Genomic DNA, 15,942 nt, shown 5'->3' on the forward strand with positions numbered 1-15,942 from the left:
ATATGATACAACGCACTATACAAACAATTTATCTGGCGCATCATGGTCACATTTGTGCGCTTATGTCCGTAGAATTTAAACAAAATTGCAAATGTACAATTAAATTTATATAAATAAATCAAATTTCTATCTATATCGTAATTAAACATAAATAAAAGGGGTATAGACCAGTACAACTAGATAAAGGAGGCGTGCATCTTGAATATTTTTGATTTCCCAAACTACTTATGGATTTCATTTGTCGTCGTTATTGTTTTTTCTGTATTATCATCATTAATACTTAAAAAACACGTCATCAGTGCAATTTTGACATTTGTCGTATTAGGTATGATTGCATTTATATTACCTAATTTTTATGATATTACATACGAACCATTATTAGGCTATGCCGCATTTATGGCAATCGTAAGTTTATTTGTATGCTTATTAACATGGTACTTAATGAGAAAGAATCAAAAAAGATTAGCCGAAAAACATAGTCAAGATGAAACAATAGAAGATGAACGTCAATTTAATGAATTAAAAAGACGTAATAAATAGTGAAACGACTAAGATAGTTCTATATCTTAGTCGTTTTTTGATTGCTTAGTCGGGCGTTAGGAACACTTCTGACCAAACTTGTTCGTAACGACGGTCTTGTGAACACTTCTCGACAAACTTGTTCGTAACGAGGGTCTTATGAACACTTCTCGCCAAACTTGTTTATAACAACCTCAGTATTTGCACTTCTCACCAAACTTGCTAATAACAACACCAGTATTTGCACCTTCACCCAAAACTGCAAATAACGACACTAGTATTTGCACTTCTCATCAAACTTGCTAATAACGGCACAAGTATTTGCACTTCTCACCAAACTTGCAAATAACGACTGAGATATTTCTATATATCCCAGTCGCTTTTTCTTTCTCTATTTAAAATAAACAGGTGTCGTGATTGCATAGAGTGCTTCGTTAATAATACTTTGTTGGTCTGCGCTTAGATCTGAGTTCTTTAATGTTCCTTCTCGTTCATACCCACATCTTTCAATGGTGTTAATACTTCTTGTATTTTTAACATCTATGTATGCTTCTACTCTTACAAAGCCGTGGTTTTCTATAACATGTTGTGTAATATATTGAATAGCTTCTGTTATATAACCTTTGCCTAATCCTGAATTGACTGCCCAATAACCAATTTCACATGATGGTAATCTTAAATCGATATCTTGAAGAACAACTGATCCTACAAATTGCATCGTATCTTTTTCAAAGATAAAGTATCTAAAATATTCTTTGTTATACTGTGTGTCAGTTGATTTATTAAGAAAATCAGTCACTTTATATTCGTCAAATTGATAGTTGAAGAATGCTACCCAATCTTTTAACGTATCTACTGAGTTCAGCATTTCGTCCTTTATTGTTTCTTTGTATGAAAAAACTTGTTCTCCAGCTAGTAGTATTAAACGAGATGTTTCTAATTTTAATTCAAGTTGTATCTCTTTATTCATTATAAAACTCCTGACTTACGTGATATTCTAAATGTATTATAACATGTACGAAATTGACTTTATTTATTTTTTTGATTATATTGTTGACTCTAACGTAACGTAAGACTTTATAGTAGGGTTATGAGGAGGTTAAGTAAATGGAAATGACTGTTAAAGAAATTGCTCAATTAGTCGGTATAAGTGTGCGCACGCTTCACCATTATGATGAAATTAATTTACTGAATCCGTCTAATGTTTCATCTTCTGGTTATCGATTGTATTCAGACGAGAATGTAGACAGATTACAGCAAATTTTATTTTTTAAAGAACTTGATTTTCCTCTAAAAAAGATAAAAGAAATTCTTGATGATCCTTCGTTTGATAAAAAAGAAGCATTAAATATGCATAGAAAGATGCTCATCAATAAAAGAACAAGAATTGATCAAATGATTCAAACGATAGATCAAACGACGAAACATATGAAAGGAGAAATTAACATGACGAATGAAGATAAATTTATAGGTTTTGAGTTTAATCAGAATGAATATGAAGCTGAAGCTCGTGAAAAGTGGGGGAATAAAACTGTAGATAAAGCGAACAATCGTATTAATAGTTGGTCTAAAGAAGAAAAAGCTTCTAAAGAAGAAGAAATGAATGATATCTTTAGAGCATTTGCAGCAAACAGAAATGAATCTCCAGATTCAGAAATTGCTCAATCAATTGTACAAAGATGGTACACATATTTAAATTCTAATATTGATTGCGAGTATAGTTTAGAAGTTTTTGGTAGTATTGGTGATATGTATGTAAGTGATGAAAGATTTACTAAAAATATTAATAAATTTGGTGACGGTACCGCACAATTTGCTAGTAAAGCAATTGCAAGTTATGTCAAAATGAATCAATAGCATAAACCACTATAAATCGTATTTATTTCGATTTATAGTGGTTTTTATTTATCATGATGTATGATATGCTTTCCTAAAATCTATTTGGAGTGATTGTATGATTTATGTATTAAGACATTGCAAAGCTAATGGACAAGACGTTGATGCAGCTTTAACGGCAGATGGCATTATGTCAGCTCAACAATTAGTACCTGTATTAGCTAAACTCAATATTGACCATATATATGTTAGTGAAATGAATCGTACTTACGAATCAATCAAACCATATTTAACAAAATACCAAACACCGTTAACTTATGATAGCCGTTTAAATGAGCGCATTTTAAGTGACTTACCAATAGATAATTGGCTAACTGAGCTTAAAATGACTTTCAGTGACTTTAATTATCGTATACATAATGGCGAAACAAGTTTAGAAGCTCAACAACGAATATTAGAAGTATTTAAGTCAATACCAGTAAATGAACATGCATTAATTGTTACACATGGTAACATCATGTCATTATTACTAAATCATTTCGACAAACAATTTGGCTTTGATGAATGGAAAGCTTTAAATAATCCAGATCTATATGTAATTGATGATGCGTTACAAGTTAAACATGTAACAATATAAAATAGTTAGATATATGTAAAATAGGCGTCCCCTAAGTCAATATACTTAACTTCCTATAATATATATTATGTAAACTAATTAATAAAATAAATATGATATATGCTATTAACCCCATATTTAACACAAAAAAGCTGAAAAATGAATTTCAGCTTTTTTTGATTACTTTTTAATTTTAGATCGTACTTTTTGGATTACATTGTGTAAGAAATATTTTTTCTTATTGATTGGTTTATAGAAATCTCCGATTAATTCTTCGATTTGAACGTTAAATCCTCGTTTAAATCGATATACACCGTAATCTTCGCTATCTTCAGTGAAATCTCCTGATAATCCATAGAAATTGTATCTATCGAATCCATTTTCGAAACAATAATTAATCATATGCCAGTGCATCATATATGGTCCCATAAAGTGATTGTATTTTTCACTTGAGCCACCTGAGAAATAATTGATTTCATATGCATTTTCGAAAAATACCCCAGATGCTAAGTTTAAGATTTCGCCATCTGTTTTAATAAGTTCGCTAGTTTCTAATAATTCTTTCTGTGCATGGTCGATTAAACGATCTGTTTCAGCAATTTTCTTTAATTGTTTTTCAGATTTGTTTTCTTTAGCCATCATTTGATCGCGTTTTGTTTCTAATTCGTTTAAATTCTCTTGAGTTGATTGAATATATTCGTTTAAATCGATATATGCTAATGGTACTAATGCTTTAGAACCATATGTATCGATAAAGTTTAAGAAATATTCATCTGTCTTAGAAATAAAGCCAGCTCTTTCTTCTGTTTCTCTATATAGTTTAAAGAATATATCTAATTCATCGCGTTCTAAGAAACGTACTTTAACACCATAATTATGCGCTTTATTGACGTTACGTTTTCTTTGGCTGTCGAATCCTTTTTTAACTTCTGCTAATGTTTTATCTTTTAAGTTCAAGACACCCATCCATCTTACTTGGCTTGATGGATCATATTTAGTCGTAAAGCCGTGATGGTCATAGCCTAGTGATTTAATGAGATCAACGATTTGGTCATTAGCGCCATCTTCTTTAATTTGTTTAATATCTTTATCGTATATATTGTAAATCCAGTATGGATCGACTTTAACATATAGACATTGATGCTGTTTTAAGTACTTTTCAAGTGCTTTGAAGTAATATGTCACTAAATCTAGATTGCTATAATCCATTACCGGACCACGATTTGAATAATACACATAACTACCTAATGTTGGTATTTTAGAGAATAGACTTGCTGCAACGACTTGATTATTCTCATCTTTAACACCTAATAATACAACTTGAAAACCATCATTTTCCCTCGTCTTGATGTTTTCTTTTACTTGAAAGTAGTGACTTTCGTATCGACTATCAGATACGAACTCATCATATTCAGTAACCGTTAATTCTGTAAATTTCATATTATCTAAATTCCTCTCTTACTGAAAATCATTTATTTTTTTAATACTTTTTTTAGTGTTGTATATGCTTTGTACGCTGGTTTATTAATTGGTTTAACGAAATCACCAATATATTCATAAACATCTGCATTGTAACCTTTTTTAAATTTAATAACGCCAACATCAGGTGCATCTTCTGAGAAGTCTCCGCTGATTCCATAGAAGTTATAACGGTCAATATTGTGATCTAACGCGTATTTAATCATTTCCCACTGAATTGCATAACTACCTGCAAAGTGACGATATTCATTAGATGAACCACCTGCATAATATACAACTTCAAATGGATTGATAATGAAGAAACCTGCTGCTATTGGTAATGTATCACCATGTTCTTGTTGTAATTGACGTGCTTCTTCTAATTTAGCTTCATTTGCTTCTCTTTGTTGTTTTAAGTTGTCTATTTTATTAATCGTTTTTTGATTATCTGGTTTCTTTTCTAAATCTTTTTCAGCTTTCGCAATATCTTTGTTGTATTGTTCATGGTCTTTTTCTAATTGTGGAATGTAAGTTTCAAAGTCTATATAAGCTAAAGGAATCTTTACATTTTCAAAGTATTTTAATCTGTTGTAATAGAAGTCATCGCCGCGATCGTTGAAATCTTTCTTCTCTGTTGTATCTTCCATAAATTGACGGAATATCGGCATTTCATCTTTAGATAAGTAACGTACTTTAACACCATTTTTTTGAACTTTTTTAGTATTTCTTTTTCTCAAACTATCCATGTTCTTGATGAGTGTCTTTTCGTCCATACCTTCTAAATCAAGTACAGAGTGCCATCTAATTTGATGTATTGGGTGGAAACCAGTTGTGAAGCCTTGGTGTTCATAGCCTAATGATTCAAATTGTTTAATTAAACCATCACGGTTGAATGATTTTTTAATATTGCCATCATGATCTCTTAGTTGATATGGCAAGTAAGGATCGATTCTAAAGAATAATCCTTTATAACTTTTTAAATAGCTCACGATTTCTTTAAAGAAAAAGTCAACAAGTTCTTTGTTGTCATAATCCATTACTGGTCCTCTATTTGAGTAAAAGTAATTAAACTTCTTCATAACTGGTACACTTGTTAACAAGCATGCAGCTAATACTTCACCTTGATTATCTTTGACCCCTACTAAATGTGTTGAAGTGCCTTCAGAAGTTTTTAATTCATAATTACCTACTGCTTGTGTAAAATGCGCGTACGGCATTTTATTTGTAAAAGCTTCAAATTCACCAGTTGTTAAATTTGTAAATTTCATTTATACAATACTCCCAATCTCATTTTTATGTATTTGTTACAATTATACAATATTTTGTCTTTATTCTAAAATAATACTCATTACTATACCATTATTTCATAAATAAAAACCTACCAAATGGCAGGTTTTTATTTATATTGCTAAACTATTTTAATACATTTACAAATTTTTCGGCAACCTCTTCACTAGAATTTGGATTTTGTCCTGTGACAAATTTACCGTCTGCAACTGTATGCGATTCAAAGTCAGCACCTTTAACGAATCGAGCACCTTGCTTTTCAAGTTGTGTTTGTAGCAAGAATGGTACATCATTCTCTAAATTCATTGCTTTTTCTTCACTATCAGTAAAAGCAGTTAATTTAACACCATCCACTAAATAGTTCCCATTTGGAAGCTTAGCGCCAACAAATGCACTTGGACCGTGGCAAACTGCACCAATCACCTTATCGTTATTTCTATAATATGCTAGCATATCTTCCAAGTCTTCATTATTTGGGAAGTCGAATACTGTTCCGTGACCACCAGGTAAGAATATGCCATCATAACTCTCAAACACGATGTCTCTAATACTATATGTTTGTTGTAACTTTTCTAATACGTCATGATATTCTTTAGCTTCGTCATTTTGAGTTGAATTTGGATCTATCGGAACACTACCACCTTTTACAGATGCAATATCCACTTCTAATCCATTTTTAATAAATACTTTATAAGGAATTGCTGCTTCTTCTAGCCATAACCCAGTTGGTTTTCCATCTTTAAATTGAGATGCATTTGTAACAACTATGAGAACTTTTTTGCTCATTAGAAACACTCCTTTTCATTTGTTAATGTCGATTATACATGAAGTGTGTTTCTTTTTCTTCTATTAAGGGTTATGCTTTTTTAATCTTCATCTAAAGCTTTTCTAATACTTTGCAAATATGCTTGAGTTTGTTCTATTGAATCATTTTTTAATCTTTTAACAATTTCACTACCAATCACAATGCCGTCACTAAATGACTTTATTTCTTTAGCATGTTCTTCAGTTCTAATACCAAATCCACAAACAACAGGTACATTAGCGTGTTGTTGTATAAATTTAATTTTATCTTTTAAAGATTCATGGAAACCTCTGCCATCACCAGTCGTCGCATTCATTGTCACTGTGTAAATGAATCCTTCCGCGTGCTCAGCTATTTGCTTAATTCGTTCATCACTAGAAGTCATCGCAATTAAAGAAATTAATTTAATGTTTTTAGGCTGTAAATGTTTTTTAAATCTTTGTCCAAGTTCAAATGGTAAATCTGGAATGATTAACCCATAAACATTCGCTTCAGCAATTCGTTCTATAAAAGCGTCGACACCGTATGCATCAATTAAATTATAATAAGTCATAAATAAGTAAGGTGTATTGATTTCATCTTTATGTTCGATTAGTTGATCAATGATTTTATTAACAGACATACCTTGCTTAATCGCTTCTTGACCGGCTGCCATAATCGTTGGACCATCAGCTACAGGATCTGAGAAAGGTAAGCCAATTTCAATATAATCTGCACCATTTTCGTCCATAAGTTTGACTGAATCTATAAAATCTTTGTTTCCCATGACATATGGTATAAATAATTTACGCATGATGATCCCCCTTCTCTTGCATATACTTTCTAATTGTTTCCATATCTTTATCTCCTCTACCAGAAACCGTCACAACAATAATTTCGTCTTTATCCATTGTTGGCGCTAGTTTCTCGACGTAACTCAATGCATGCGCGCTTTCTATAGCTGGAATAATACCTTCTAATTGTGTAAATTTAATAAGCGCATCCATCGCTTCAGTATCACTTGCATTCGGATATTGAACACGACCTATATTGTTATAATAACTATGTTCCGGACCTACACCTGGATAATCTAATCCTGCTGAAATTGAGTGCGCAAGTTCGACTTGTCCATTTTCATCTTGAATTAAATACATTCTAGAACCATGCAACACGCCAGGTTTTCCTTTTTCTATAGCTAAAGCATGTTTAGTAGTATCTACACCTTCACCTGCAGCTTCAACGCCGTATAATTTAACAGATTCATCATTTACAAACGGATAGAATGTACCAATTGCGTTTGAACCGCCACCTATACATGCAACAACTGCATCTGGTAATCGGGATTCTTTTTCTAATATTTGTTTCTTAATTTCTTTACCAATCACACTTTGTAAATCTCTTACGATAGTTGGGAATGGATGAGGACCTAGCGCTGATCCAAGTAAATAATGTGTATCTTCAACATGTGAAACCCAATATTGTAATGCTTTATTTACGGCATCTGATAATGTACCTTGTCCGTCTGTAACTGGTACAACTTTAGCACCTAACAATTCCATTCTGAACACATTTAATGCTTGTCTTTCAATATCTTCTTCACCCATAAAAACAATAAGTTCCATATCAAACAGCGCTGCAATTGTTGCACTTGCCACACCGTGTTGACCAGCACCAGTTTCAGCAACGAGCTTTCTTTTACCCATTTTCTTTGCAATAAGTGCTTGTCCTAATGCGTTATTAATTTTATGAGCACCAGTATGATTTAAATCTTCTCTTTTTAAGTATATTTTTGCGCCGCCAAGTGCTTCTGTATAACGCTCAGCATATGTTAAAGGTGTCTCTCTACCTACATAATCTTTTAAATAAGCATTTAATGTTTTATGAAATTCCGGATCATTTTTTAATTGTTGATACGTATCGTTTAATTCTTGTATAGCTGGCATTAATGTTTCTGGTACATATTGGCCACCAAATTCACCGAAAAATCCTAATTCATCTGCTTCTAATTGTATATTTTTATTCAATTCAATCATTCCTTTACATATGTTAGTAATGCTTTAATTTTCTCTTTATCTTTTTGACCGTTCGTTTCAATTCCACTTGATATGTCATAACCATTATGATTAAAGTTTAATGATTCGATTTGTTTAATTTTATCTATATTAATACCACCGGCAATTAAATACGGAATATTGGATAATTCATTTAATATGGACCAGTCATAAGATACCCCTGTACCACCATAATCTTTTGAAGGCGTATCAATTAAAAATAAATCTACATCATTTTTAAAAGTTTCTATATTAGCAAGTAATTGATCATTAGCGGGTAAAGCTTTATAAATCTTAATATGCGGATATTTTTCTTTAACCTCTTGTATAAATGATACAGATTCATCACCATGAAATTGAAGTGTATTAATAGAAGTTTCTTGAATAAGTTGATCAATTTCTACCATTGTTAAATTCACAACAACAGCTACGATATCAATCGTTTGGGGAATTTCTTTACTTAATGACTTTATTTCTTCAACAGATACATATCGTTTACTTTTGGGATACGTGATAAATCCAATTGCATCGACATGATTTAAGACAGCTGTTTCGATAGCCTCTTTATCTTGAAAGCCACAACATTTAATAAACATGTTGCTCACCTTGTTTTTCTAGTCGTAAACTTGGTAGAAATTCATCTAAGTGTGGATGTTTCATTAGCGACTCCCCAATTAATGCGCCATCTATACCACTACCGATAATACTTTTCACATCATCTAAAGTACGAATACCACTTTCAGAAATGTATGTCACACCTGGTTTAATTTGTGTTAAAATCTCATTCGTATGTTTAACGTCTGTGACAAATCTTTTTAAATCACGATTATTAACGCCAATTAATTGTGCACCAATTTCATGTGCAATATCGAGTTCTTCTTTATCATGTACTTCTACAAGTACTTCTAAACCTTTTTCTGTCGCATATGCGTATAATGTTTCGAGTTCTTCTTTTGACAAAATATTCACGATTAATAATACGATAGAGGCACCAACATGATGTGCTAAGTCAATTTGTCTTTTATCAATAATAAAATCTTTACATAATACAGGTAATGTCGTCTTTGTCGTTAAACTTTGTAACCTTTCGTAACTACCGTCGAAATATTTTTCATCCGTTAATATAGATATAGCAGATGCACCGTATTGTTCATATAGTTTTATTTGAGTAGCCATATCTCGTTTCGGAATATCTGATACTGTAGGGCTTTTTGCTTTTAATTCAGCAATAATATTTAACTTATTATCTTGCTGTGTACGACTTAAGAAAGAAGTTTTATGTTGTACATCCACTTTTTCCAATGTATTTAATTTTTGTTCATAATATTGATTATTTAGTAATGTTTTTTTATATTCTACGATTTCATCCAATATTGTCATAAACTTTGCCTCCTACAGCTTCTAATATATTTAATGCATGTTTCTCATCTATTAAAGACTCTGCTAACGTAATTCCCTCTTTGATAGAGTCTACTTTTTGACCAGCATATAACGCTAAAGCAGCATTTAATACAACGACATCTCTTTTAGGACCATGATCTTGTCCTGTTAAAATATCTAAAGTAATAACTTTATTTTCTTCAGGTGTTCCACCTTTTAATGATTCGTTTGGCGCTGATTGTAATCCGTAGTCTTCAGCATTTACAGTATAATGTTTAATGCCTTCATCTTGAGACACTTCATATATAATGTTGTCACCAGATAAAGTAGCTTCGTCCATGCCACCTGCACCGTGCACGATAATGGCACGTTTTCTACCTAATTTATAAATTGCTTCAGCAATAATTTTAAGTTTCGTTTCATCATAAACGCCCATCACTTGATAATCTAAATGATATGGATGAATCATTGGTCCAAGTAAATTAAATGTTGTCGGTGTTGGTATTGATTTACGAACAGGTTGTACAGTTTTCATAATCGGATATGTTTCAGTTGCACTTAAAAATGCTAAATTTGTTTCGTTTACTTTTTCTGTCGCATCTTTAATAGGTGTTGTTTGAATATTTAAAGCAGATAAGATATCAATGCTACCTGTTTTAGATGTAATACTTTTATTACCATGTTTCAAAACTTTTAAGCCAGCTGCCGCAACAACAAATGAAGCGGTTGTTGAAATATTAAAGCTGCCAGAATGGTCACCACCTGTGCCACAAACACAAATACTATCTTCTAAATAAGGTCTTTCTTTATAGGTTGTTTCGATTAAACTTTGACTTAAGTTCGATAATTCATCTGATGTTTCACCTTTCATACTTAATGCCACTAAGTGTGCAACCTTTAATGATACATCTGCTTGTTCATCCATCATTAAATCTACAAATGATTTCATTTCTTGTTGCGATAAATCATGATACTGAATGAGTTGTTTTAATGTGTTCATAATTTGCACCTTCCTTTGTTATGTCGATAAAAGCTTTTATAATTTCATTTCCATGATCTGAAGCAAATGATTCAGGATGAAATTGTATCCCGAAATGTGGTTTTATTTTATGTTCAAATGATTGTATGGAATCTTTCGTTCTACCTGTAATTTTCAAAGTGTTCGGAAATGTTTTTTCATCACTAATTAATGAGTGATACCTCATAATATTAAAATGCTGCTCACATTCTTGATACAATTTAGAAGTTTCAATAATATCAATTTGATCGACTTTACCATGTTTAACTTCTTTACCAACTACAACTTCTCCACCGTAATATGTCGTTAATGCTTGAGCACCTAGACAAATCCCTAATATCGGTTTTTCTTTATATGCTTCTATTAAATTTTTTAAGTCTTCTGTATCATCAGGATGACCAGGTCCTGGAGATATAACCAATCCATCAATATTTAAATTGAATGGAGCCTCATCCGGATGATAGATCACGACATCATCATGTTGCTTAATTAAATCCACTAAGTTATATGTGAATGAATCATAATTATCAATTACTAATATCATGGTGTAACCTCCAATAAACTTTTTGCTTTGATCATCGTTTCTTTTAATTCTTTTTGCGGGTTTGAATCATATACAACACCACAGCCAGCTTCTACATTTACATATTCGTTATCTACAACCATTGTTCTAATTGTTAATGCAAAATCTAAATCATGGTTGCAATTGATATAACCAACACCACCAGCATATATACCGCGTTTTCTTTTTCTGCTTTCATAAATTCTTGTGATTGCTCTCGTCTTAGGTGCACCTGATACTGTTCCTGCTGGTAATAGTGCTGTAATCATTTGAAGCGGTGTAATGTCTGGTCTAATTTTACCTTCGACGATTGAGACGATATGCATAACATGTTCAAATCTTTCAACAGTCATTAACTTAGGCATATATACTGAACCTGTTTGAGCAATCATATTCAAATCATTTCTTCCAAGGTCGACAAGCATACGATGTTCAGCTAATTCTTTTTCATCTGTAATGAGTTCAATTTCATTTTGTTTATCTTCTTCTTCTGTTTGACCTCTTTTGTTAGTACCAGCTATTGGGTTCGTTGTAATGATGTCACCTTGTTTTTTAATGAAACTTTCTGGTGAAGATCCAATGATGCTTCTTTCTTCATCGTCAATGTAATACATATATGGACTTGGGTTTTGTCTTTTTAAATTTTTATAAATTTGAAGTTTCAATGTATCTTTATGTTGTTCGTTAAAGTAATGTTTATATTTATAAATTCTTGAAGGTACGACTTGGAACATATCACCTTTACTAATCAGTGATTTATAATATTCGACTTCTTGCATGAAATCTTCTTCACTTATATTTGTTTCAAGTTCACCTCTTAATGTGTGATCAATTTTATTTTGAAATAGTGAAATATCTTTTAATGTTTCAATCATATTATTAAGTTCTTGCTCAACTTGTGTTTCCGTATTCTGACTAAACAAGTTTGATGCGATAACAAACAATTCTTCTTTAAAATGATCAAATACATATACTGATTCAACGAGATTAAATGAAGCGTCTGGAATATCGGATTGCAATTCAATTTGTTTAAGTAATTTATTTTGATATCTAATTAAATCGAAACTACAGTACCCGATCATGCCAGATATAAATGGTAAATGTGTTAAAGCTTCTGGAACTTCATCAACTTTCATATTATTGATGAAATCCTCTAGTGATTCATATGGATGTTCATGTACAAGTTGTTCATCTTCATATATGAATATTTGTAAATAATCATCATATAAGTTCACTTTTCCAACTGCATCGAAAGCTACAATCGAAAATCTACCTTTCATTTGATCTGTACTGGCACTTTCTAAAATCATTTTCTTACGATTTATTTGTCCTAAAGTCTCTGGTGTAATATCAGCATTTAACTTTTTAAATTTAATAATCATCTTAATCCTCCTTAATAAAAAAACCGCGCATAAACATCCTAATCAAACAGGACGCATATGCGCGGTACCACCTTCATTAATAAGTATAAAACTTATTCACTCATTAAATATTTAATTATTTCTACATGGTCCCCATTTCTAAATTAAACTGTGTTAGTTTACATCAACCACTAACTTTCTGATTGCTACAGGATTTAATTTATACTTATGACCACTGATTTAGGTATACAAAAAGACACCACAGTATACGCTATCTGTAAGGACGCGTTACCGTGGTGCCACCTTAGTTAACATTGAATTTCATGTTCACTCTAAATTTCATTTAATTGATAATTTGAAAGCCCAATTCTCTCTTTGTGTGTAGTGCTAATTTACATCAACCATTAGCTTTCTATTTGCTACTATCAACACGAGATACTCATCTTTCAAATTCCGAATGATTTCTTCGGATTAATTAAATATCACTATACGAGAATAAATTTTAAATGTCAACCCTTAAATTCTGATTAGTTTTTAATTTCTGATAAACAATAAGCTCTTAATAACTTTTCACTTTCAAGAATAGAATCTTCATGTGTGCGTTCTAAAGCATGTGAAGATTCAATACCTGCACCGAATAATCCATGTCTAATATCAGCACCAGCATGTAGAGCAGCAGAAGCATCAGAACCATAATAAGGATATATATCTAATTTATATTGAATATCATTTTCTTTACATAAATTGACTAAATGATTTCTCAAACCTACATGATAAGGTCCTGAAGCATCTTTCACACAAATAGATACTGTGTATTCATCAGAAGCTTGTCCATCTCCTAATGCCCCCATATCAAAAGCGATAAATTCTACAACTTTATCTGAAATACTTGAATTTGCACCATATCCAATTTCCTCATTGTTCGAAATATAAAATTGTGTCGTATGTGGAAGTTCAACATTTTCTTCTTTAAGGTATTTCAAAAATTGTAAAATCATCGCAACACTTGCTTTATCATCAAGGTGACGAGATTTAACAAATCCTGATTCTGTATGTACAAATCTTGGATCAAAGCTCACAGCATCTCCAATTTCAATGCCTAATGCTCTTGTATCTTCTGGATTAAATGTTTTTTCGTCAAGTCTTACTTCCATATGTTCGGCATTTCGTGGAATTTCAGTATTATTTTTATAAACATGGACACTTGTTTCATGTAAACAAATGGTACCTGTTATTTCTTTTCCACTTTGTGTAGTGATGGTACAATACTCCCCTTCAATCGCATTCCAACTAAATCCACCTATTAAATCTAGTTGCAATCTACCATCTTCTTTAATATCTTTAACAATTGCACCTAATGTGTCTACGTGTGCTGTAATCAGTCGTTGTGCATCATCATTTTTTCCTGGTACGTTGATAAATAATCCACCTTTGTGTGTTACACTCGTATCATAATTTAATGACTCAGCAACTTTTCTACAATATTCAACTGCTGGATCAGCAAATCCAGACGGACTATTAATGTAAACAAGTTCTTTAATTGTATCGATCGTTTCTTTTACGTTAATTGTCATATTACCACTCCTTATACATTTATTATCATTCTATACTTTTAAAAAAATAAATCAATAACACTTGCTTTCACACACTAACTTACTTTAAACTATTAAAGTATTGGAGGGATTTTATGCAACGCGTATTTATTGTTGGACTAGGATTAATTGGCGGGAGTTTAATACAAAATATTAAATTTTATCATCCCAATTTACATATAACAGGTTACGATTATTTTGAAAAACATTCAGAAATCGCATTATCTATGAAAATTATAGATGAAATCGCAACGGACTTTGATTCTAGTGCTCGTCAAGCAGATTTAATTATATTAGCCACACCCGTACAACAATCTATCGAGTACGGTAAGCGCTTATTAGAAATTGATACTAAACCAGGATTAATCGTTACCGATACAGGTAGTACGAAATTAGGATTAAGTTCACTTGAATCACAATTGTTAGAACAGGATATTCATTTAATCGGCGGACATCCAATGGCAGGTAGTCATAAGTCAGGTGTCACAAATTCTAAAAAGCACTTATTTGAGAATGCTTATTATGTATTGATATATGATCAAGCGGAAAATGAAGCGGCTTATAGTGAAGTTAAACATTTGCTAGAACCTACTAAAGCAAAATTCATCAAAATGTCAGCAAAAGAACATGACTATGTAACAGGTGTCGTCAGTCATTTTCCACATGTCATCGCATCAAGTTTAATTCATATGAATGAAGAAAATACACAAATATCCGAATATGTCAGAACACTAGCAGCAGGCGGTTTCCGTGACATCACACGAATCGCGAGTAGTAATGCAGATATGTGGCGTGACATAACATTAGAAAATAAAGAACATCTTGTCACACTTATGGAAAATTGGATCGAACAAATGACACATACGAAAGAAATGATTGAAGAAGGAAATCCAGCATTAATTCATGATTTTTATCAATCAGCCAAAACATATAGAGACCAACTCCCTATTAAAGAACAAGGTGCCTTAACTTCAACATTCGATTTATATGTTGATATCCCAGATAAACCAGGTATGATCAGTGAAGTAACAAGAATACTCGGACAAAATCACATCTCTATTACAAACATCCGAATATTAGAAGTAAGAGAAGATATTATGGGTGCATTAAGATTAAGCTTCAAATCAAGCACAGACAGAGATCGCGCAATAGAAGCCTTACAATCATTTGATACGTATACATTGTAATATTGAATATTGAGAAATGGGAAAAAAGCCAAGAGAATTAAGGTCTCTTGGCTTTGTTTTGATTTGAGGAAATGATTGTGGGTGATCTCTTGGCTTAAGTTAGGCATTAAGCCATGACTTGGACGTTCTCTTGGCTTAAGTTAGGCATTAAGCCATGACTTGGGTGATCTCTTGGCTTAAGTTAGGCATTAAGCCATGACTTGGGCTATCTCTTGGCTTAAGTTAGGCATTAAGCCATGACTTGGACGATCTCTTGGCTTAAGTTAGGCATTAAGCCATGACTTAGGCTAT

At 32.0% G+C, this 15,942-nt stretch carries 16 protein-coding genes; 4 read left to right on the forward strand and 12 right to left on the reverse strand.

Features of this window, described 5'->3' with window-relative positions; genetic code table 11:
* The first annotated feature begins 198 nt into the window (after positions 1-198).
* Positions 199-540 carry a hypothetical protein gene (locus LQ622_RS00300; protein ID WP_126477873.1) on the forward strand — a complete coding sequence of 114 codons (342 nt, stop codon included), beginning with the start codon at positions 199-201 and terminating at the stop codon, positions 538-540.
* Positions 541-910: 370 nt separating this feature from the next.
* Here LQ622_RS00300 and LQ622_RS00305 read toward each other — a convergent pair whose 3' ends face one another.
* Positions 911-1,489, reverse strand: a complete 579-nt coding sequence (locus LQ622_RS00305; RefSeq protein ID WP_126477874.1) for a GNAT family N-acetyltransferase — start codon at positions 1,487-1,489, stop codon at positions 911-913.
* A 137-nt stretch (positions 1,490-1,626) separates the two neighbouring features.
* Between LQ622_RS00305 and LQ622_RS00310 the strand changes: the two genes are divergently transcribed.
* Both LQ622_RS00310 and LQ622_RS00315 read left to right on the forward strand, forming a co-directional pair.
* A complete protein-coding gene (locus LQ622_RS00310) occupies positions 1,627-2,376 on the forward strand; it encodes a MerR family transcriptional regulator (protein ID WP_239761919.1) in 750 nt (249 codons plus the stop codon).
* Between the two features lie 97 nt (positions 2,377-2,473).
* Positions 2,474-2,992, forward strand: coding sequence for a histidine phosphatase family protein (locus tag LQ622_RS00315; protein ID WP_239761918.1), 519 nt, complete (start codon positions 2,474-2,476; stop codon positions 2,990-2,992).
* Between the two features lie 159 nt (positions 2,993-3,151).
* On the opposite strand, the gene LQ622_RS00320 is transcribed toward LQ622_RS00315, so the two are convergent.
* The 11 genes from LQ622_RS00320 to LQ622_RS00370 form a co-directional block, all read right to left on the reverse strand.
* The gene (locus LQ622_RS00320) at positions 3,152-4,411 is read right to left on the reverse strand and encodes an aminoacyltransferase (protein WP_049318918.1); all 1,260 of its coding nucleotides are present in this window, start codon (positions 4,409-4,411) and stop codon (positions 3,152-3,154) included.
* Positions 4,412-4,443: 32 nt separating this feature from the next.
* Positions 4,444-5,697 carry an aminoacyltransferase gene (locus LQ622_RS00325; protein WP_037587997.1) on the reverse strand — a complete coding sequence of 418 codons (1,254 nt, stop codon included), beginning with the start codon at positions 5,695-5,697 and terminating at the stop codon, positions 4,444-4,446.
* A gap of 145 nt (positions 5,698-5,842) precedes the next feature.
* Complete coding sequence (locus LQ622_RS00330; protein ID WP_037587994.1) at positions 5,843-6,502, reverse strand: type 1 glutamine amidotransferase domain-containing protein; 660 nt, start codon at positions 6,500-6,502, stop codon at positions 5,843-5,845.
* A gap of 80 nt (positions 6,503-6,582) precedes the next feature.
* Positions 6,583-7,314 carry a tryptophan synthase subunit alpha gene (gene trpA, locus LQ622_RS00335; protein ID WP_126477877.1) on the reverse strand — a complete coding sequence of 244 codons (732 nt, stop codon included), beginning with the start codon at positions 7,312-7,314 and terminating at the stop codon, positions 6,583-6,585.
* Positions 7,307-8,524, reverse strand: coding sequence for a tryptophan synthase subunit beta (gene trpB, locus LQ622_RS00340; protein WP_103361024.1), 1,218 nt, complete (start codon positions 8,522-8,524; stop codon positions 7,307-7,309). The genes trpA and trpB overlap by 8 nt, the downstream gene beginning before the upstream one ends.
* A 5-nt stretch (positions 8,525-8,529) precedes the next feature.
* A complete protein-coding gene (locus LQ622_RS00345) occupies positions 8,530-9,147 on the reverse strand; it encodes a phosphoribosylanthranilate isomerase (RefSeq protein ID WP_126477878.1) in 618 nt (205 codons plus the stop codon).
* The gene (gene trpC / locus LQ622_RS00350; RefSeq protein ID WP_037587988.1) at positions 9,137-9,931 is read right to left on the reverse strand and encodes an indole-3-glycerol phosphate synthase TrpC; all 795 of its coding nucleotides are present in this window, start codon (positions 9,929-9,931) and stop codon (positions 9,137-9,139) included. The genes LQ622_RS00345 and trpC overlap by 11 nt, the downstream gene beginning before the upstream one ends.
* Positions 9,915-10,931, reverse strand: coding sequence for an anthranilate phosphoribosyltransferase (gene trpD, locus LQ622_RS00355; protein WP_037587985.1), 1,017 nt, complete (start codon positions 10,929-10,931; stop codon positions 9,915-9,917). Before trpD ends, trpC begins: the two co-directional genes overlap by 17 nt.
* Positions 10,897-11,493 carry an anthranilate synthase component II gene (locus tag LQ622_RS00360; RefSeq protein ID WP_126477879.1) on the reverse strand — a complete coding sequence of 199 codons (597 nt, stop codon included), beginning with the start codon at positions 11,491-11,493 and terminating at the stop codon, positions 10,897-10,899. The genes trpD and LQ622_RS00360 overlap by 35 nt, the downstream gene beginning before the upstream one ends.
* A complete protein-coding gene (locus tag LQ622_RS00365; RefSeq protein ID WP_239761916.1) occupies positions 11,490-12,893 on the reverse strand; it encodes an anthranilate synthase component I in 1,404 nt (467 codons plus the stop codon). The genes LQ622_RS00360 and LQ622_RS00365 overlap by 4 nt, the downstream gene beginning before the upstream one ends.
* Positions 12,894-13,399: 506 nt before the next feature.
* The gene (locus LQ622_RS00370; protein WP_025906082.1) at positions 13,400-14,446 is read right to left on the reverse strand and encodes a M42 family metallopeptidase; all 1,047 of its coding nucleotides are present in this window, start codon (positions 14,444-14,446) and stop codon (positions 13,400-13,402) included.
* A gap of 113 nt (positions 14,447-14,559) precedes the next feature.
* On the opposite strand from LQ622_RS00370, the gene LQ622_RS00375 reads away from it, so the two are divergent.
* Positions 14,560-15,651, forward strand: a complete 1,092-nt coding sequence (locus LQ622_RS00375; protein WP_049318928.1) for a prephenate dehydrogenase — start codon at positions 14,560-14,562, stop codon at positions 15,649-15,651.
* Positions 15,652-15,942 lie beyond the last annotated feature (291 nt).

Origin of the sequence: Mammaliicoccus sp. N-M50, from assembly GCF_022386995.1 — a bacterium.
In the GTDB taxonomy this organism is placed as follows: Bacteria; Bacillota; Bacilli; order Staphylococcales; family Staphylococcaceae; genus Mammaliicoccus; species Mammaliicoccus sciuri_A.

Coding starts and splice junctions, on each gene's coding strand:
- LQ622_RS00375 (WP_049318928.1), top strand. CDS start 14,560: ATGCAACGCGTATTTATTGTTGGACTAGGATTAATTGGCGGGAGTTTA.
- trpC (WP_037587988.1), bottom strand. CDS start 9,931: ATGACAATATTGGATGAAATCGTAGAATATAAAAAAACATTACTAAAT.
- LQ622_RS00345 (WP_126477878.1), bottom strand. CDS start 9,147: ATGTTTATTAAATGTTGTGGCTTTCAAGATAAAGAGGCTATCGAAACA.
- LQ622_RS00360 (WP_126477879.1), bottom strand. CDS start 11,493: ATGATATTAGTAATTGATAATTATGATTCATTCACATATAACTTAGTG.
- trpA (WP_126477877.1), bottom strand. CDS start 7,314: ATGCGTAAATTATTTATACCATATGTCATGGGAAACAAAGATTTTATA.
- LQ622_RS00305 (WP_126477874.1), bottom strand. CDS start 1,489: ATGAATAAAGAGATACAACTTGAATTAAAATTAGAAACATCTCGTTTA.
- LQ622_RS00310 (WP_239761919.1), top strand. CDS start 1,627: ATGGAAATGACTGTTAAAGAAATTGCTCAATTAGTCGGTATAAGTGTG.
- trpD (WP_037587985.1), bottom strand. CDS start 10,931: ATGAACACATTAAAACAACTCATTCAGTATCATGATTTATCGCAACAA.
- LQ622_RS00330 (WP_037587994.1), bottom strand. CDS start 6,502: ATGAGCAAAAAAGTTCTCATAGTTGTTACAAATGCATCTCAATTTAAA.
- LQ622_RS00320 (WP_049318918.1), bottom strand. CDS start 4,411: ATGAAATTTACAGAATTAACGGTTACTGAATATGATGAGTTCGTATCT.
- LQ622_RS00325 (WP_037587997.1), bottom strand. CDS start 5,697: ATGAAATTTACAAATTTAACAACTGGTGAATTTGAAGCTTTTACAAAT.
- LQ622_RS00315 (WP_239761918.1), top strand. CDS start 2,474: ATGATTTATGTATTAAGACATTGCAAAGCTAATGGACAAGACGTTGAT.
- LQ622_RS00365 (WP_239761916.1), bottom strand. CDS start 12,893: ATGATTATTAAATTTAAAAAGTTAAATGCTGATATTACACCAGAGACT.
- LQ622_RS00370 (WP_025906082.1), bottom strand. CDS start 14,446: ATGACAATTAACGTAAAAGAAACGATCGATACAATTAAAGAACTTGTT.